Consider the following 18,941-nt stretch of genomic DNA (forward strand, 5'->3'; position numbering starts at 1 on the left):
TCTGAACTGTCCTTGAGGCGCATTCGGTCTCGTTCTTGTGGGTGCTGACCGCAGCGCACTCAACCCGTGTACAACACACATCACGCAGCGGCGCCGTTGGCCGCTCTCATCTTGGCATCGAGGTGGTCGGCCAGCCGCACGGCAAACTGCAATAGCGGCATGGTCGGGTTGGAGGCGCCGCCCTTGGCGAAGATACTGCTGCCGGCGACATACAGGTTTTCGGTACCGAACACCTTGCAGTTGGCATCGACAACGCCGAATTGTGGCGAAGCTGCCATGCGCGTGGTGCCCATATGGTGGGCATGAGGCGCCATCTTCAAGGGTTTCGAGGTGTCGTAGACGAACTCGTTGAGCTTGACGAAGCCCAGGTCCATGTCGGCAAACTGCTTGGCCAGCTCGCTGCCAATGCACTTGATGGTGTGCCGGTCATCGGCGTTCAATGCCCAGTTGACATTGACCTTGGCCACGCCCAGTGCGTCCTGCTCGTCCAGCAGTGAAATACGGCTGTGCAAGTTGGGAAACTGCTCGATCATCGTGCTGATCACGCCGTCACCGGGGCAACTGAACTTGGCGACAAAGGAGATCTTGCTGGCAACCCCCATGTCACAGGCCAGGTTCTCGAGAAAATACTTGACCTCGGCGGTGCGCCCGTAGGTTTGAACATCCGACAGCAAGGCGGCCGTGACATTGCCCTTGCCCGCGTTGTACTCGGCAACGAAGGCATCGGTGGTGTAGTACTGGCGCGGCTCCGGGTCCTGCCCTGACTTCAGGATGAACGTGCCCAGGTCGATATTCAGGTGCTCCATGAAACACCCGCCGACCAGCCCGTCCTTGCTCACCACACCCGCTGCCCGCAGCGACTGGCTGTTGAGCAGTTGCCGGGCGTTCTCGATGGCACCCGTGGCCAGGATGAAGTGCCTGGCCACCAGGCGTTGGCGATTGCGTTGGTAGTCGGACAGAACCACTGCGGCCAGGTGACCAGTGGCCTTGTCGAACTCCAGGTCCACGCAGTTGCAGTTGATGAACACGTCCAGCCCTTTGGTCTGCTCCAGTGCCGTGGCGTACTTTTGCGCAAAGCGTGTCGGTGTGCTGAGCAGAAAGCGGTCTGGCTCGAAATCGCCGCCATTGAGGCCGGTATTCATCGCATGAAAATCCGAACCCGGTGGCAGGTCGACGATGTCCATGGCCGCTGGCAGGTAACCCTCGATCTCTGAATAGGGAATGGGCCAGCCCGGCAGGCCGCCAGGGGGCGCGATGGTGAAATCGGACGGGGTAAACGGGCGGCAGCGGCCGGCCCAGTGGTTGGATGTGCCGCCCAGGTAACGCAGGCGTGTTTCTTCGGCATACAGTTCCAGGCCGGTGGAGGCGCAGGCATACAAGGCTTGCGAGGGCGCTGAATACTCTCGCCCGCCACCTTCGGCCAGCAAGACACTCCAGCCAGCGCTGGCCAGGCGCAAGCCCAGCGTAATGCCTGCCGGGCCAGCACCAATGATGCAGAAATCATAGTTGTCGCGCAGCGTCTTCTGCTGCTGGTAGTCGTAGATCATGCTGGCTCGTTCCGGAAGTAACGGGACGGCAACACCCAGCCGTTGATCACCACGAAACCGGGCTTTTCGGCAGGTTTGCTGGCGACGGCCGCCGTAGCACCGAATACCGCGCCACCCACGCCGAGCAAGACACAACTCTGGAGAAAGCCTCTACGGCCCAACTGAGCGGAACAAAATGTGAGCTTCCCCATGATCCCGTGACCTGTACGCTTGAAAGTTTTACCCTGCCAGCCGCATTACAACCCGTTAGAGACGGCAGTCAGCAGTGCCCCGCAAAGTGCCCCGACCGCTAGCATCGGCAGCACCACCAGCTCACGTTTGAGGCTGAAGATATCCAGCTTGCCATTCACGTACACGATCAGCACCAGTGTCGGCAAGGTATGCAGGGCAACCCCCCAGATTGCCAAGTCTACACCGCCAATCGCCAGCAACAGCGGCAGCAGCCCCCACAGCGAGACCAGGCGGATGATGTTGTCCATGGCCTGGTACTTGGTCAGGCCCAGGGCAAGCCACACCTGATGTGCCAATGTATAGCGCAATGTGAGTAATGACAGTGAAAGAATCGCCAGCATGGGGCCGGCTTCCAGGTAGCGGTCGTCGTACATCCAGCTGATCAGTAGCGGGCTGGCGGTCAGGAAGCCACCAGCAATGAACAGCACGCCCAGGTCGAACAGCAGGCGGAAGCGGTAATACAGCGCCTTGAGGCGCTCTTTGTCACCGGCCCGGGCCGCTTCGCTGAAGGCGGGCAGCGCCACGGCCCCGACCACTCTCAACAGTGCAGTCTGCACGGCGCCCAGGATCAGTACGGCAATCGAATACACACCCAGCTGTGGCGCCGACATACTGGCGCCAAACAGGATACGGTCGCCGTACATGGCCAGCACACCGACCATGGACGACAAGAGGATCCAACGGCCAAACACAATCAGTTCGGTCAGCGCCGTGCGGTCCCAGCGCAGGTGGTTATTGGGCCCCTCCAGGGCGGTATGGCTCAGTACGGTCCAGGCCATCGCCGAAACCAGCCCGGCGCACACCAGCGCCCAGATCGATTGGGTCAGCCAACCCACTACCAGCATCACCAGCAAACCGGCCACTTGTGACACAAGGTCCAGCAGAACCACGCGCGCCTGTTGGAAAGTTCGCACAGCCACATCTATCTTGGTGGACTGGAACCCCCAGATGACCGCCGAAAGCCCGGTCACTGCCAGCACCATCGGCAATACCGGAGCAGCATAAGTGGTGTGCGCCGGCCACAGTTCAGCCAATTGGGCAAACCAGGCGCCCAGCGCCAGCAACAGGGTCAGGGCAAACAGCAGGAAGCCGCGGATGACCTGCACGGTCCACGCGGTATTGAGGAAGTCCGGGTCGTCTCCCCGATGGCTCTGAATGATGTTCTGGCGCAGGCCGACATCACACAGCAAATGCAGGAGTACCGAAACGGTGGTGGTAATGAGCATCACCCCGAACATTTCTGGCAGCAGCAGACGAGCCATGATCAGGTTGCCGCCAAGGCGCATCAGTTGTGAGGCCACCTGCGATAGCAGGTTCCATGACCCGGCCCGCAGGGCCCGCTTGTGCAGGCTCGCAGCAGCTGACACATCAATCGACGGCATGACTTCAATCTCTGACTGATTGGCTAAAAGTCACTATAGTTTCATTTAGCCATGCTGCTAGCCGTTGCCCACCGAGGGAAAGGTGTACATAGCCGATGCCTGAACATTTTCGTGCGTTGATCGTCATTGTGTTTTTGGCGAGCGTGGTCTTTGTACTGGCGCGACGGCCCGCCACCGACCTGATTCCGCCGAGCGATTTCAAACGCCGGCGCAACTTGTGGTTCCTGCTTACCCTGCTGGCGTTTTTCTCGCACAGTTTCTGGCTGTACCTGGGTGCGGGCGCAGTCATCCTGTACATCGCCGGGCGCCGTGAACACAACCCCATGGCGTTGTTCTACATGCTGCTGTTCCTGATACCGCCCGCCTCGGTGCAAGTGCCCGGGTTTGGCGTGGTCAATTATCTGGTCGACCTCAACCACATCCGCCTGCTGACCCTGTGCGTGCTGCTGCCGGCGGCACTGCAACTGCGCCGGCAAAGCGACACCCTGAGCTTTGGCCGCACCTGGCCCGACAAGCTGCTGGCGGCCAGCCTGCTGCTGATGAGCGTGCTGTACCTGCGAGAAACCACCCTGACCGACACCCTGCGCCAGACGCTGTACCTGTACGTCGACGTATTCCTGCCGTATTACGTCGCCAGCCGTGGGCTGCGCCAGATCAGCGATTTCAAGGACACCCTGTTGGCGTTTGTACTCACGTCCTTCGTGCTGGCATTGATCGGTGTGGCCGAGTACGTGCGCCATTGGCTACTGTACAGCGCCCTGATCGACACCATGGGTGTACCGTGGAGCATGTCCGGCTACCTGAGCCGCGGCGGCTCGTTGCGTGCCAGCGTCACCACCGGGCAGGCGATTGCCCTGGGCTATGTGATGAGCGTGGCCATCGGCCTGTTCCTGTTCGTCCAGGGCTATGTACGCCGCCCTCTGCACCGGGTGATGGGTGCCCTGCTGCTGGCCGCCGGGTTGTTCGCACCGTTGTCACGTGGCCCGTGGATCGGCGCCATGGTCATCATTGTGGTGTACATTGCCTTGGGCAAAAAAGCCGTCAAACGCCTGGCGCTGCTTGCTGCTGCCGGCATGCTGGCTCTGCCCTTGCTGACCGTGGTGCCCGGCGGCGAAAAAGTGCTGGACCTGTTGCCGTACATTGGCAACCTCGAAAAAGAGAACATCACTTACCGCGAGCGGCTGATGGACAATTCGTGGGCCGTCATCCAGCGCAACCCACTGTTCGGCTCGTTCGACTTCCGCAATACCCCGGAAATGCAATCGATGATCCAGGGTGAAGGCATCATCGACATCGTCAACACCTATATCAACCTGGCGCTGCGGGTCGGGCTGGTCGGGCTTGGCCTGTTCGTGGCGTTTTTCGCCATGGTGCTGCTGGGAATCCGCAAGGCCATGCTCAGCTTTGCCGAAATGGACGACGAGCGACGCCAGCTTGGCCGGGTGTTGCTGGCGACGCTGATCGGTATTCTGGTGATCATCTTCACCGTCAGCAGCATTACCTTCATCCCGGTGGTGTACTGGTCTATTGCCGGGTTGGGCGTGGCCTACATCCAGATGGTACGCAGGCTCCACAACAGCCAGGCCATCGCACTGGCCGACCCCGGCCTTCAACCCAGGTAATGCCTATGAACGTGCTCACCCTGCAGCGTTTCGTGCGGGTTTCGGCCATTGCTGGCCTAGCCCTGCTGCCGTTGGCCGGCTGGTCAGCGCAATGGCAGGTCAGCGTCGAAGAACAGAATGGCTTGCCCACGGTGACGCGCGGCGGTGGGCCGGTGATGACAGCCAAGTTCGACTTCTGGGCGGCCAACTGGGGCTGGACAGCCTTCGATACCACCTTCAAGGTCGACGGCCCCTACCACTACACGCTACAGGGCCGCAACAAGGCGCTGGACTTCGACCTGACGGCGGACATCCGCAAGGAGCAGGCGCAAACCCTGAGCTGGGCCTTTGACCTCGACGCCCACAGCCGCCAGGCCGGGGTGATGGGCGGCGGCATGGTATTCCAGTTCGACCCGGCACAGATTGCCGGTGACATGGGGGCCCCGCAACTGCTGGCCGGCAACCGTGGCTGGTCGTGGGGCAAGGCTGACCAGGGCCGACGCATCGAGATGCGCTTCGAGCCGCCGCTGGCCAACGTGTATTTCGAGCGCGGCAACCCATCCGAGCTGCGCGCGTTCTTCTACAAGGACCCAATCAGCGCCGGCCGACAGCAAGTCAAAGCCGTGCTGAACATCACCGGCGACATCGAACTGGGGCCCACCCCCACCGAGCGCTTCGGCCTTGCCGACCCTGCCAGCTGGCCCGACGACCAGCTGGACTGGCGCACCGCGCCGGTGGACCTGTCGTTCCTCAATGCTGCAGAGAGGCCAGCCGGCAAACGTGGTTTCGTCAGGGCTGTAGGCGAGCAGCTGATGTTCGCAGACAACACCCCTGTGCGCTTCTGGGGCACCAACCTGTCCGCTTATTCGCTGTTCAAAAGCCCCGACGAGGAAATCCTCCAACAAGCCAAACGCCTTTCGGCACTGGGCTTTAACCTGGTTCGCCTGCATCACCACGATTCACCGTGGGTCAGCCCGAACGTGTTTGGCGACGGCACCCTGGTGCGCGATACCCAGCAGCTCAGCGCCGAGTCACTGCGCAAGCTCGACCTGTGGATCAAGGCGCTCAAGGACGAAGGCATTTATATCTGGCTGGACATGCACGTGCAGCGTGCCCTCACCGCCAACGACAATATTGACGATTTCAAGGAGCTGGCCAAGGGTGGCGACCGTGTCGACCTGAAGGGTTACGCCTATGTGAATAACAGCATCCAGCAGGCGATGAAGCGCTTTGCCGAGCAGTACCTGACCCATGTGAACACGTACACCGGCCTGGCCTACAAGGACGACCCGGCCATTGCCGCAGTGCTGATCACCAACGAAAACGACCTCACCCAGCACTATGGCAATGCCCTGATGCCAAACAAGGATGTACCGCACCACAGCGCGCGCTACATGGAGGCGGCCAAAGCCTTCGCCAGGCAATATGACCTGCCCGCCGACCTCACCTGGCGTGCCTGGGAGCATGGCCCGTCGAAGCTGCTCCTCAATGACCTGGAGCAACGCTTCAATGCCGACATGATCGCGCACCTGCGCGGCCTTGGCGTGAAAGTGCCGATCGCCACCACCAGTACCTGGGGCGGCAATGGCCTGAGCGCACTGCCGGCACTGACCGCAGGCGATGTCATCGATGCCCACAGCTACGGTGCCATTGGCCAGTTGGAAAAGAACCCGCTAACCAGCGACGGCATGATCGACTGGATCGCCGCCGCCCAGGTGGTCGGCAAACCGCTGACCGTCACCGAGTGGAACGCCGAGCCGTTCCCGCTGCCCGACCGCCATTCGCTGCCGCTGTACGTGGCCGGCACTGCCAGCCACCAGGGCTGGGACGCGCTGATGCAATATGCCTATAGCCAGCAGGCCTTCAACCCAGGGTGGCGCACGGCGGATAACTGGCACGCTTACAACGACCCGGCACTGCTCGCCACCCTGCCCGCTGCCGCCCTGCTCTATCGCCGCGCGGATGTGAAGCCGGCCACCACCCGCTACGTATTCGCTCCCACGCCAGCCACCCTGTACAACCAGGAGATCACCCCGCGCAACTCACCGCTGTTGCGCACAGCCATGGAAAAAGGCCAATTGCAGATCGCCCTGCCACAAACGCCAGAGTTGCCCTGGCTGCAACCTGCCGCCATCCCCGCCGACGCACAGGTGCTGCACGACCCAGGACAATCACTGCTGGCCGCCGATGCCAGCGAAGCGGTGACCGATACCGGTGAGCTCAAGCGCAACTGGCAAAAGGGCATCTACACCATCGACACGCCACTGACCCAGGCCGCCACCGGCTGGCTGGGTGGCCGCTCGATCAGCCTGGGCGACATCCAGGTGCAGGCACAAACCCCCTACGCCAGCGTCGTGGTGCAGAGCCTGGACGGCAAACCCTTGGGCCAGTCGCGCGAACTGCTGCTGTCGCTGGGCACCCGTGCGGTGCCCAAGGGCGAGTACAAGACACCGTTCAACGTCGAACCCCTGGAAGGCACGCTTAGCATCAAGGCGCCCGCCGGCCTGAAACTGTTCGCACGGGATGCGCAGGCGCAGTTGAAAGCGCTGCCGGCAGCCTACAAGGACGGCCACTACCTGATCACATTTGACGGTAAGTACATGTCCAACTGGCTGTTCTTGAAATAGGGCACTACGCTCAAGTCATCTGTAGCTGATCATGCCACCTGTACTTTTCAGGGACGGTTCACTGCGTCTGTAAAACAGCAGATCACAGGAGGTGCGGATGAAGTTCCTGGTTGTCGGTGGTGCTGGCTACATAGGCTCGCACATGGTCAAGCACCTGCTCGATGCTGGCCACGAGGTGGTGGTGGCAGACCTGGTTTCGCCTGGCCCCGGCATCCAGTGGGCCAAGCTGGACATTGCCGACGAAGCCGCCCTGGATGTGCTGTTTGGCATTTGCCACTTCGATGCCGTGTTCCACTTTGCCTCGTTCATCCAGGTGGGTGAGTCCGTCAGCGTGCCGGGCAAGTATTACCAGAATAACGTCGCAGCAACCCTCACCCTCCTGCAGGCCATGGTAAGTGCCGGTATCAGGCACTTGGTATTTTCTTCAAGTGCTGCCGTTTACGGTAACCCGCACTATGTGCCTATCGATGAAGCGCATGCCAAAGGCCCGATCAACCCTTATGGGCTGAGCAAATGGATGGTCGAACAGATCCTTGAGGACTTCGACAGGGCCTACGGCTTGAAGTCGGTGTGCCTGCGCTACTTCAATGCGGCAGGTGCCGACCCGGAGGGCCAACTGGGCGAGCGCCATGATCCGGAAACCCACTTGATTCCGCTGATCCTGCAGGCCGCTTCAGGCAGGCGTGAGGCGGTAACGGTATTTGGCCGCGACTACGACACGCCGGATGGCACCTGCATACGCGACTATGTGCATGTGGCCGACCTGGCGGCGGCCCATGCGCTGGCGGTGGATTATTTACTGGCGGGTGGCGAGCGTGCCGCGTTCAACCTGGGCAATGGCCTGGGCTTTTCGGTGCAACAGGTGATCGACACTGCCCGAGCGGTGACCGGGCAGCAGATCCACACCCTTGACGCCCCGCGCCGTGCTGGTGACCCGCCCCGCCTGGTGGCGGATGCGAGCAAGGCCATGCGGGTGCTGGGCTGGCGACCGGAGTTTGCTTCGTTGGAGCAGATTGTGCGGCATGCCTGGCAGTGGGAGTTGAAGTATCCCTGGGCTAAGCACCAGGGCTGAGATTTTGGGGGCGCTTTGCGCCCCTTTCGCGAAACAAGGCCGCAACACAAGGAGGTATGCATTCTCCTGTGGGAGCGGCCTTGTGTCGCGATGGGCTGCGAAGCAGCCCCAGAATTTTGAGCCTTAGTAATAGGTCCGCGGCTGCTCGTCGGCCTTGTTCAGCACTGTCCCGACCAGGTTTACCGTGGCCAGGTGATGCAGGCAATCCTCGATCTCCTTCCTGTTGTTCATCCCGTTGGCCACCACCAGCAATACACAATCGAACTTGGGTATCACGGTAATCGCATCGTCCGAGCTGAGCAGTGGCGGCAAGTCGAAAATGCAGATACGCGACTCGTAGCGGTTGCGCAGTTCACTGATCAGGTTGTTCACCTTGGGGGACGACAGCATCTCGGTCGACAACGGCACGGGCACCCGCGTCGGTAGCACCACAAAGCGTGGCAGGGTCGGGTTGACCAGGCAGTCTTGCAGTTCGGCCTTGTCCGTCAGGAACTCATTCAGCGCATTGTCCATCGGCAGGCCCAGGCTGCTGCCAACCTTGGGCCGGCGCAGGTCGAAGTCCACCAGCAATGCGGTCTTGGTGGTGTGATGGGCGATACTCATCGCCAGGTTTATTGCCAGCACCGTCTTGCCTGCTTCAGGCGTTGGCGAGGTGATGGCCAAGGTACGCCAGCCGTTCTCATCCATCATCCTGAGCACCTGGGTGCGCAACAGGTCGATCGGCCCGTTCATGTGGGAGTTCTTGTTATAGGCGACGATGCGGTGGCGCTCCAGGTGATCTGCACGCAGCGCCACCACCTTGGTGTTCACGTAGTCGAACTGACCAGGTACTTCCGCCAGCGCCGTACCGGGGGCCGGTGACAAAGCCTGGGGGGTACCTGGGGTAACCTGATGAAGATTATTGCCAACAGCCGGCTTGGTCCTGTCCATCACTGCTTTCCCTATGCAAACCGAGACATGACTTTGTACAGCAGCACATCCAGTGGCATGTAGAACACGTGCACCAGCACTACCATGATAGCTGCCAGCGCCAGTGCCGCCAGGATCAACCAGTTGCGCCAGCGCTTGCGCCTGGCCACGTCAGCTCGGGTATCGATGTATGGCAGTGCCACCAGCACCCGCTTGCCAATCAGGTTTTCCAGGGCACCAACGCCGCGCACGCGCTGGTTGAGCATTTCCAGCAGCATCACCAGCGCACCGCCACCGGCCGGTGCCAGCACCAGGCCCAGCGCCGCGATTTTCTTGCGGTTGGGCTTGATCGGTTTCTCAGGCATCAACGGCGGCTCCAGCAGTACAAAGCGCTCGGCCTTGTTTTCCTGCTCCAGGCTTTCGGTAATTTTCGCGCCCATTTCCTTGGCACGGATTTCCTCGTACTTCTTGCGTGCGTTGTCGTGGTCCCGCATCAAGGTCACCAGGCCACGTTCGACCTGCGGAGCTTCAAGGATCTCAGCCTCGTAGCCTTCCATCTTCTTGGTCAACTCGCGCTTCTGCTCTGCCAGCGAACTGATGCGTTCCTGCGTGGCGCTCATCTTGGCGCGAACGCGGGCGACGTCGAGGTTGGCCGTAGAGGCCACCGCCGTGCGATTACCACTGGCTTCAAGTGCCTGGATCTTGCGCTTGACCGCCAGCACATCCGGATGGGCTTCCTTGTAGCGGGTCAGTAGCCGGGCGTATTCGGCTTTCAGGCTTGGCAGGTCCATGGGCTGGTCGGCACTGGCCGGCTTGCTGCCGTCGACGGCCTTGGTGGCCAGGCCGGCGTTGGCCGCAGACAGCTCCAGCTCCAGGTAGCGCAGCTCTTCCTGGGCGGCCTTGTAATCGCGATCGACCTCACGGAACTCCAGCTCCGAGCGCGACAGCATGTTCATGCGCAGGGTCTGGTGCTCTGGCAAGGCATTGGCATGAGCTTGCTTGAAGTCCGCCAGCTGGTTTTCCAGGCTGGCCAGTTCGGCCCCCAGCTTGTTCGCTTCCTGGGTCAGGAACTCGGTGGTTTCGTTAGCCCGCTCGGTGCGCTGCTTGAGGTTTTCGTTGAGGAACAAGGTTACCAGTTCGTCGGCGACTTCCTTGGCCACTTCTGCCTGCTTGTGCTCGAAGGAGACATTGAACGCCACAGTCGCTTCACCGCGCCCACGCACATATGTGGAAAGGGTCTCTACCACGATGGCACTGCGCATCTGGTCGATCTTGTCGCTTTCGCTGAGGCGCTTGTCGGCGAACAGGTTGTACTTGTCGATGATGCGCAGCAGGTTCTCGCGGGTCATCACTCGCTGGCGGATGACCTCAATGCGTTCATCGGCAAAAGTGGTGCTGTTGGTTGACACCAGCTCGGGGGAAATCTGCTGCGACTCCACCAGGATGGTGCCGGTCGACTGGTAGATCGGCGGCACCACCAATGCGACGGCTACCGTCGCGGCAAGAATGACTGCGGCACTCACCCCTAACACCAGGGCCCTGTCCTTGATAATGGCGATGTAATCTCTGAGGGAGAGCTCGTAGTCAGACTTCATGGGGCCACCTGCCTGCGGTTCAGATGTCGGGGTACCTGTACGTCAACGTCAAACCAACGATCGTAGCGGTTGCATCGGCTTCGTGATCCTGCTGCCGTTCCTTGTACATCAGCGACAGGCGCAGGTCCCAGTAAGGCGAAAACTGGCGGTTGGCCCATACGCTGTATGTCTGCAGCGTATTCGGAGTCTGCCCTTTGCTGTCTTGCCAGGCAGCGTCGGCGCCTACCCGGGTCAACTCGCCGATTGCGTAGCTCCACACACCACGCACCTGGTCCAGCTCGGCGAAGCCGCCTTCGGCGCTGGCCACCGTACTGCGCTCGGCGGTGAAGCTGGCGTCGGAACGCACGCCGGTATACAGAAGCGCAACCCCACCCTCCCCGCGTCGGCCACCTTCGTCGCCGGAAACCTCGGTAACACCCACATGTGCATCGGCACTCAGACGCTCGGAGAGTTGGTATTTGACCCCCACTGCGGGGGTGTAGCTGTTGGAGGCTGTCGCGGTCTGGTCTTGCTCGGGCTCATAGCGTCGGGCGCCGAAGCGGGTATACACATCGGCCCGCTCGCTCAAGGCGTAAGTCCAGGTAAAGTCGTTCGCCAGCTCGTCATACCCGGTCAGCGTGCTGATGTCGTAACGGGCACGGTTGTACGTGGTTTCGTTGCTCAGGGTACTGCGCTCGGTAATTGCCCGGCTCCAGTTGCCAGTCAACGTGTACAGCTTTTGCGTGCCGTCGGTGGTGACTACACCGGTATCCAGCACCGTCCCCGACAACGTCGAACTCTCGTTGTAGCGCGCCAGCAAACCGAAACGCCCACGTTCGGTGGTGCGCTGCCAACCCAGGCTTACATCGGGGTCTTCACGGTTATCGACCACGTCCGTGTCGGAAGAGCGCATTACATTCATGCCCAGCCCCAACCTCAATTCGTCACGGTCGAAGGTACCGATCAAGGTGTAGTCCGGCGCGATGATCGTGCGCGTTATGCCCTTTTCATCCGAGGACAGCAGCAAAGGGTTGCTGTCGTATTCGACGGATGTCGGTACCACCACCGTAGACTGCCAATTTGCCGCCAGGACCGTGTCGGTAATCGGCAAGACTAAAATTGCCGTTGCAATGCTAGTTGTTCTAAGAAGAGGCATTAAGTGTTCTTATTAAAGGCAAGATCAAGGAACGACCAGCGTATCGCCAGCCTGAAGTTGAATGTTGGTGGACATGTCACGCCCAGTCACCAGGTCCTTATATCGCACGGGCAGGATCTTTTGGGAAGCGCCGGTGCCGCGGACCACCTTGATTTCGCTTACGTCAGCAAACTTGTCGAGGCCACCCGACATGCTCAGGGCCTGCAGCACGGCAGTGGGACCTGCCATTTGCACCGGCCCGGGCTTGATCACTTTGCCTTGGACATAGACCAGGTTGCCGGCGATGCTCTTGACGACAACGCTGACGTTCGGGTCGGGGAGGAATTTTTCGAGTTTGGCAGCAACTTGCTTTTCCACTGCCGTTACATCCAGCCCGGCGACATCAATGCGCCCGGCCAGGGGGAAGGTGATACTGCCATCGGGAAGTACGGTGGCTTCTTGACGCAGGCTGTCTTCCTGCCATACCGAAACCATCACCACATCACCAGGACTGAGCAGGTAGGCTGCACCGTTCTGGTCGGCGTTGCTGGCACCGGACCACAGCGTCAGCATGCAGAACGCGGCAAACATTGAACGCTTCATGAGGGTCCCTCCGGCCAAATGGCCCGACAAAGAGCACTGAATGAGAACAGCACACCAACTCTCGCTCCGCTTCGCAGCCTACACCCGCCGCGATGGCCTCGACCTTCCTGGAGGCCCTTACCTTGACGCTGCGCAGCCTAGGCTGCGATGCCTGTAACCGTGGACCTTCACTGGCTACTGGGAATATAGCAACGGTTGGGAAATTGACAAGCCAAGCACTGTGTCAATGGCGTTACTGGCAAACACAAGGTGCCAGGCCAAGGGCTCAGATCTTTCTGCGGTTGGCCACTGCCACAAAGCCGACAACGGCAAATGCGAAGAACCACCCAGCAGTTGAAACAGGGATGATACTGTTCTGATTGATATACGAATCTGCCGCGCGAGCCGCGCCACTCAACAGCACCAGCAAGAACATCGATTTGATAATCAGAGTCGTGCGCATACGCCCTTCCTTTAAAGAAGAAAATCAATGAGTTATTGGCGTGGTGTTGCGGGGGTTGATTTGCTGTCTATTTGAGCTTATGGGCACTATGACATTACGTCAATGATCCGACACCATAATAAAATTCAATGGGCAAGTGGCCTGATCGTCAAAATATCGACATGCAATTTGTGCATGACAACGCTACCGGTGCAGGATGCAGCGTTTCACTCATGAGAAAGGCAAAAGCCGTGATGGGGGCATCAAGCCCCCCTGCGCTTCATTCGTCTGCGTGGTGTACCACGACCAGCAACTGCGCTGGCAGCGGCCCTACTGAACGAAGCCGGTGCGGTGTCTGGGCGTTGAAATGCAGGGCATCACCCTGCTCAAGCAACACCCGCTCGTTCATGAAGTCCACTTCCACCTGGCCTGCGTGCACGAACAGGAATTCCTCGCCCAGGTGTTCCTTGAAGGTAGGGTCACTGAACTCTGACGGTGGCTGTATCAGGAACGGCAGCAGGCTACGCTGCCCTACCTGGCCGGTGAGGGCTGCGTACCCCGGCCCTTCGCCGTCACCTACCAGGGCTTGGCGCTCGCCTTGGCGCACCAGGCTGTAGCGGCTCTGGCCGGTCTGCTCTTCGGCGAACAACTCTTCGACATTGACGTTAAGCGCCCGTGCCAGCTTGAGTGCGGCGGCAATCGAAGGCGTGTTCAGGCCGCGCTCGACCTTGGACAGGTAACTTTTGGTCATGCCGGTCTTGTCGGCCAGCAATTCCAGAGTCATCCCCAGTTTCTTACGCAGCAGTTTCAATCGGATAGACATGTGACGCGGGTTTCCCAAGCGAAGGCAGCCTGGCAATGATACTTGGACTGTGAAGGAAATGCTGGCCCAGGTCGGCTTGCGCTGTGTTCTTGTAGGAGCGACACAAGGCCGCTCCTACAATGGACCGCGCAAGGCTTCAGGTTAAGGCATCACCGGTGGTACATATTGCAGCGTCGTGCCCAAAGCCCACAGCAACACCAGCACCAACGGCACATGCACCAGCAACTGCACGAACGAAAAGCCGATCAGGTCGCGAGCCTTGAGCCCCAGTACACCTAGCAGCGGCAGCATGTAGAACGGGTTGATCAGGTTCGGCAAAGCTTCGGCGGCGTTATAGATTTGCACTGCCCAGCCCAGGTGGTACTGCAGGTCGTTGGCCACCAGCATCACGTAGGGGGCCTCGATGATCCACTTGCCGCCGCCCGACGGGATGAAGAAGCCCAGCACCGCCGAATACACGCCCATCAGCACTGCATAAGTGTCATGGGTGGCGATCTGGGTGAAGAACAGCGAAATGTGATGGGCCCAGCGTCTGTTCGTCGACGCCCTTCACCTGGGTGAGGATGGCGGCAATCGAACCATACAGTGGGAACTGGATCAGCACGCCGGTAGTAGTGGGCACGGCACGCGCCACCGCGTCAAGGAAACTGCGCGGGCGCCAGTGCAGCAAGGCACCGAGCATGATGAACAACAGGTTGTAGGTGTTGAGCCCGGAGATAGCGGTAATCGCCGGTTTGGTGGCGAACTCCTGGTACAGCCAACCGCCAGCCAGGGCTACCAGCATCAGGATCAGGATCGGGCTGTGCTCCAGCCACTCACCTGGGCGGGTACGCTGGGGTGTCGGTGGCGCGGTGAAACTTGGGTCGACGCCGCAGTCTTCAGCGCTGCGCGCACTGTTCGGGCCTGGCGCCGTGGCGTAGGCAATGACCAGCGAGACAATCACCAGCGCCGCCAGCATCACGCCGGACTGCCAGAGGAAGATGGTCTCGGTGAACGGGATCACCCCGGTGATCGACAGGATCGACGGTGGCAGGCTGGCCGGGTTGGCCTGCAACTGCGCCGCCGAGGATGACAGGCCCAACGCCCATACCGCGCCCAGGCCCAGGTAAGCAGCCGCACCGGCAGCGCGGTAGTCCATTTTCAGCTCGGTGCGCCGGGCCAGGGCGCGTACCAGCAGGCCACCGAACACCAGCGACAGGCCCCAGTTGAGCAACGACGCCAGCATCGAAATCAGCGCCACCCAGCACACCGCCGAGCGGCCATTGCCAGGGATGCGCGCCAGGCGGTCGATCAGCCGCGCGGCGGGCGGCGAGCTGGCCACCACATAGCCGCCAATGACCACGAAAGCCATCTGCATGGTGAATGGGATCAGGCTCCAGAAGCCATCGCCAAAGGCTTTGGCAGTGTCGGTCGGCTTGGCGCCCATGGCCAGGGCGCCAATGCACACCAGCAGCACCGCCAAGGCAGCGAACACCCACGAATCGGGAAACCAGCGTTCGGCCCAGTTGGAACAGCGCAAGGCAAAGCGCGCGGAACGGCTGTCTTGGATTTCAGCGGCCACAGTACAATTCCTTTTATTGGTTTTATGAGGTGAAACGGTATTACCAGAAACACAAAAAACCTGTGGGAGCGGGTTCGCCCGCGAATGCGGCGGTGAATGTACCGACGCATTCGCGGGTAAACCCGCCCCCACAGGGGTTGCGATAATGCTGTTAGAAGGTCATTTCCTTGACATCATCCGGCACGATCAGCTTGCCGGCGGTCTTCTCGATGATTTCTTCAACGCTCACCCCCGGTGCGGTTTCGCGCAGGATGAAGGCGCCGTCTTCAATTTCCAGGTAGGCCAGGTCGGTCAGCACCTTGCGGATGCAACCGGCACCGGTCAGCGGCAGGCTGCACTGCGGCAGCAGCTTGGACTCACCGTCCTTGGAGGCGTGGGTCATGGTGACGATGATGTTGTCGGCGCCGGCCACCAGGTCCATGGCGCCGCCCATGCCTTTGACCAGCTTGCCAGGGATCATCCACGAGGCGATGTTGCCCTGCACGTCCACCTCGAACGCACCCAGCACGGTCAGGTCGACATGGCCGCCACGGATCATGGCGAACGATTGCGCCGAATCGAAGATCGAGGCGCCGCGGCGGGCGGTGACGGTTTGCTTGCCAGCGTTGATCATGTCGGCGTCAAGGGTGCTTTCGGTGGGGAATTCGCCCATGCCGAGCAGGCCGTTTTCCGACTGTAGCATCACATCCATGTCGGCGGGTACGTAGTTGGCCACCAGGGTTGGAATGCCGATGCCCAAGTTGACGTAGTAGCCATCCTTCAGTTCACGGGCGACGCGTTGCGCCATCTGTTCGCGGGTCAGTGCCATGGTCTGGATCTCTTTGTTGTTCTGGTGGATGGCGCTCAGGCCTTGACGGTGCGCTTTTCGATACGCTTTTCGAAGGTGCCGACGATGACGCGGTCAACGTAGATGCCCGGTGTGTGGATTTCGCTGGGCAGCAGTACGCCAGGTTCAACGATCTCTTCCACTTCGACCACGGTGATCTTGCCGGCAGTGGCCGCCAGCGGGTTGAAGTTTTGCGCAGTGTTGCGGTACACCACGTTGCCGTAGTGGTCGGCCTTCCAGCCCTTGACGATGGCGAAGTCACCGGTGATGGATTCTTCGAGGATGTACTTGCGGCCCTTGAACTCACGCACTTCCTTGCCGTCGGCAACCGGGGTGCCGTAGCCGGTAGCGGTGTAGAAGGCCGGGATGCCGGCACCGCCAGCACGCATCTTCTCGGCGAGGGTGCCCTGGGGGGTCAGTTCCACTTCCAGCTCGCCGCTGAGCAACTGGCGTTCGAACTCGGCGTTTTCACCCACGTAGGAGGCGATCATCTTGCGGATCTGCCGGTCTTCCAGCAGCACGCCCAGGCCAAAGCCATCGACGCCGCAGTTGTTGGAGACCACAGTCAAGCCTTTGACGCCGCGGCGCTTGATTTCGCTGATGAGGTTTTCCGGGATGCCGCACAGGCCAAAACCACCGGCCAGTACCGTCATGTTGTCGGTCAGGCCTTCAAGGGCCTGTTCATAGGTTGCAACGCGCTTGTCCAGTCCGGCCATGCTGATCCGCCTTTTGTAGTTGTTGAACCGACGAGGCTGTCGGTGAGCGTGTGCAGACATCTTCACCGCAAGCGACTGATTTGTTAATTTTGTTTTCGTCATCGATTGATAACTTTTGCAAAACAAACAATAGGCCCGTCATGAACGTCAAGCAACTGCGCGCCTTTGTCGCCGTAGCCAAGTACCAGAGCTTCGCCCAGGCCGGTGAGCACCTGCATGTTTCACAACCGGCGCTGAGCCTGACCATCAAGGCCCTGGAAGAAAACCTCGGTGGCGCCCTGCTCAGCCGCACCACCCGCAGCGTCAGCCTGACCGCCGAGGGCGAAGTGCTGCTGCCGCTGGCGCGGCGCCTGCTGGCCGACTGGGACGACACCGAAGAGATGCTGCGCCAGCGTTTCACCCTGCAATTGGGCCGGGTTTCGGTGGCGGCCATGCCGGCCTTTGCCGGCAACTTGCTGCCGCAGTCGCTCAAGGTGTTTCGCCAGCGCTACCCGAAGGTCAACGTTACCGTGCATGACGTGATCAACGAACAGGTGCAGGAACTGGTGCGCCATCGCCGCGTCGAACTGGGCATCGGCTTCGAGCCAGACAACATCGATGGGCTGGACTTCCACCCGTTGTACATGGACCGTTTCGTTGCGGTAGTGCCCGCTGATTCACCCTTGGCACTGTTGCCCCAGGTCACTTGGGCGCAGCTGATGGCTGAAGACTTCGTGGCCCTGCAGCGCCCTTCGGCGGTACGCCTGTTGATGGAGCAGAATGTGGCTGCCCACCACGGCAAGCTGGCAGTGGCCTTCGAAAGCCACCAGCTGGCGACCATCGGCCGCATGGTCGCCAGTGGCCTGGGGGTGAGTGCCGTGCCAGCACTGTGTATCAACCAGATGCAAGAGCTTGGCGCCCGCTGCGTGACCTTGGTCGAGCCTACCGTCGAGCGGCGCATCGGCGTGATTGCCCTGAGCGAACACAAGCTTTCCACCGCAGCGCACGCGCTGCTTGAGGTACTGCTTTCCAATACACGGATCCCGGAGGTGACATGCGTTACGTGAAACTGGCAGGTTCGAGCGTTCCGGCCATCGGCCAGGGCACCTGGTACATGGGTGAAGAACCAAGCCGCCGTACTGCCGAGGTAGCAGCCCTGCAACAGGGCATCGAGCTTGGCATGACGTTGATCGATACGGCCGAAATGTATGCCGAAGGCGGTGCGGAACAGGTGGTTGGCCAGGCCATTGCCGGGCGCCGCGATCAGGTGTTCCTGGTCAGCAAGGTCTACCCGCACAATGCCGGCCGGCGCGGCATGGCGGCTGCCTGCGAGCGCAGCCTCACACGCCTGGGCACCGACTACATCGACCTGTACCTGCTGCACTGGCGTGGGCAGCACCCGCTGGAAGAAACCGTCGAAGCCTTCGAGCGCTTGCGCGAGCAAGGCAAGATCAAGCGCTGGGGCGTGTCCAACTTCGATGTCGACGACCTGCGTGAACTGCACAACCCTGATTGCGCCACCAACCAGGTGCTGTACAACCCGGCCCAGCGTGGCATCGAATTCGACCTGCTGCCGTGGTGCGAAAAGCGCGCGCTGCCGACCATGGCCTACTGCCCGCTGGCCCAGGCCGGGCGCCTGTTGCAGCACCCGGTGCTGGTGGAGATTGCCGAACGCCACGGCGCTACTCCGGCCCAGGTCAGCCTGGCCTGGGTGACCCGGGAGGACGGGTTGATTGCCATCCCCAAGGCCGTGGCACCCGAGCATGTGCGGCTGAATGCTGCCGCAGGTGCGCTGACCTTGAGCAGCGAAGACCTGCGGGCGATCGACCGCGCGTTCCCGGCGCCGACGCGCAAGCAGCGGTTGGCGATGGTCTAGTACGCCATGGCGGCTTTGGTGACTGGGAGACCGCGCGCCGCCCGCGCAGCGCGCGATC

General features: G+C 61.0%; 15 protein-coding genes and 1 pseudogene. 5 read left to right on the forward strand and 11 right to left on the reverse strand.

Annotated features, from left to right (window positions below; translation table 11 throughout):
• Positions 1 to 80: 80 nt before the first annotated feature.
• Both ABE456_RS08045 and ABE456_RS08050 read right to left on the reverse strand, forming a co-directional pair.
• Positions 81 to 1,547, reverse strand: coding sequence for a GMC family oxidoreductase (locus tag ABE456_RS08045; RefSeq protein ID WP_346643447.1), 1,467 nt, complete (start codon positions 1,545 to 1,547; stop codon positions 81 to 83).
• A 236-nt stretch (positions 1,548 to 1,783) separates the two neighbouring features.
• Positions 1,784 to 3,160, reverse strand: a complete 1,377-nt coding sequence (locus tag ABE456_RS08050; RefSeq protein ID WP_346643448.1) for an oligosaccharide flippase family protein — start codon at positions 3,158 to 3,160, stop codon at positions 1,784 to 1,786.
• Between the two features lie 95 nt (positions 3,161 to 3,255).
• On the opposite strand from ABE456_RS08050, the gene ABE456_RS08055 reads away from it, so the two are divergent.
• The 3 genes from ABE456_RS08055 to galE all read left to right on the forward strand — a co-directional run bounded on the left by ABE456_RS08055 (position 3,256) and on the right by galE (position 8,460).
• Positions 3,256 to 4,782, forward strand: a complete 1,527-nt coding sequence (locus ABE456_RS08055; RefSeq protein WP_346643449.1) for an O-antigen ligase family protein — start codon at positions 3,256 to 3,258, stop codon at positions 4,780 to 4,782.
• A gap of 5 nt (positions 4,783 to 4,787) precedes the next feature.
• Positions 4,788 to 7,388, forward strand: a complete 2,601-nt coding sequence (locus ABE456_RS08060; protein ID WP_346643450.1) for a glycosyl hydrolase family 5 — start codon at positions 4,788 to 4,790, stop codon at positions 7,386 to 7,388.
• A gap of 97 nt (positions 7,389 to 7,485) precedes the next feature.
• Positions 7,486 to 8,460: a UDP-glucose 4-epimerase GalE gene (gene galE, locus ABE456_RS08065; protein WP_346643451.1), complete on the forward strand. Its 975-nt coding sequence runs from the start codon at positions 7,486 to 7,488 to the stop codon at positions 8,458 to 8,460.
• Between the two features lie 123 nt (positions 8,461 to 8,583).
• On the opposite strand, the gene ABE456_RS08070 is transcribed toward galE, so the two are convergent.
• The 9 genes and pseudogenes from ABE456_RS08070 to ABE456_RS08110 all read right to left on the reverse strand — a co-directional run bounded on the left by ABE456_RS08070 (position 8,584) and on the right by ABE456_RS08110 (position 17,028).
• Positions 8,584 to 9,390, reverse strand: a complete 807-nt coding sequence (locus ABE456_RS08070) for a CpsD/CapB family tyrosine-protein kinase (RefSeq protein WP_346643452.1) — start codon at positions 9,388 to 9,390, stop codon at positions 8,584 to 8,586.
• An 11-nt stretch (positions 9,391 to 9,401) separates the two neighbouring features.
• Complete coding sequence (locus tag ABE456_RS08075; RefSeq protein WP_346643453.1) at positions 9,402 to 10,964, reverse strand: Wzz/FepE/Etk N-terminal domain-containing protein; 1,563 nt, start codon at positions 10,962 to 10,964, stop codon at positions 9,402 to 9,404.
• Positions 10,965 to 10,983: 19 nt separating this feature from the next.
• A complete protein-coding gene (locus tag ABE456_RS08080) occupies positions 10,984 to 12,099 on the reverse strand; it encodes a hypothetical protein (protein ID WP_346643454.1) in 1,116 nt (371 codons plus the stop codon).
• Positions 12,100 to 12,123: 24 nt separating this feature from the next.
• Complete coding sequence (locus ABE456_RS08085; RefSeq protein WP_346643455.1) at positions 12,124 to 12,681, reverse strand: polysaccharide biosynthesis/export family protein; 558 nt, start codon at positions 12,679 to 12,681, stop codon at positions 12,124 to 12,126.
• Positions 12,682 to 12,946: 265 nt separating this feature from the next.
• Positions 12,947 to 13,123 (reverse strand): hypothetical protein, encoded by a 177-nt coding sequence (locus ABE456_RS08090; protein WP_346643456.1) that lies wholly within the window; start codon positions 13,121 to 13,123, stop codon positions 12,947 to 12,949.
• Between the two features lie 259 nt (positions 13,124 to 13,382).
• Positions 13,383 to 13,925 carry an XRE family transcriptional regulator gene (locus ABE456_RS08095; protein WP_346643457.1) on the reverse strand — a complete coding sequence of 181 codons (543 nt, stop codon included), beginning with the start codon at positions 13,923 to 13,925 and terminating at the stop codon, positions 13,383 to 13,385.
• A 141-nt stretch (positions 13,926 to 14,066) separates the two neighbouring features.
• Positions 14,067 to 15,486, reverse strand: a pseudogene (locus tag ABE456_RS08100) (TIGR00366 family protein).
• Positions 15,487 to 15,637: 151 nt separating this feature from the next.
• Positions 15,638 to 16,294 (reverse strand): CoA transferase subunit B, encoded by a 657-nt coding sequence (locus ABE456_RS08105; RefSeq protein WP_004576290.1) that lies wholly within the window; start codon positions 16,292 to 16,294, stop codon positions 15,638 to 15,640.
• A 35-nt stretch (positions 16,295 to 16,329) separates the two neighbouring features.
• The gene (locus ABE456_RS08110; RefSeq protein ID WP_004374230.1) at positions 16,330 to 17,028 is read right to left on the reverse strand and encodes a CoA transferase subunit A; all 699 of its coding nucleotides are present in this window, start codon (positions 17,026 to 17,028) and stop codon (positions 16,330 to 16,332) included.
• 140 nt (positions 17,029 to 17,168) lie between these two features.
• On the opposite strand from ABE456_RS08110, the gene ABE456_RS08115 reads away from it, so the two are divergent.
• Both ABE456_RS08115 and ABE456_RS08120 read left to right on the forward strand, forming a co-directional pair.
• Positions 17,169 to 18,074, forward strand: a complete 906-nt coding sequence (locus tag ABE456_RS08115) for a LysR family transcriptional regulator (protein ID WP_346643458.1) — start codon at positions 17,169 to 17,171, stop codon at positions 18,072 to 18,074.
• Positions 18,062 to 18,883, forward strand: coding sequence for an aldo/keto reductase (locus ABE456_RS08120; RefSeq protein WP_346643459.1), 822 nt, complete (start codon positions 18,062 to 18,064; stop codon positions 18,881 to 18,883). The genes ABE456_RS08115 and ABE456_RS08120 overlap by 13 nt, the downstream gene beginning before the upstream one ends.
• The last annotated feature ends 58 nt before the right edge of the window (positions 18,884 to 18,941 follow it).

This window comes from Pseudomonas sp. TWI929, assembly GCF_039673335.1.
GTDB lineage: Bacteria > Pseudomonadota > Gammaproteobacteria > Pseudomonadales > Pseudomonadaceae > Aquipseudomonas.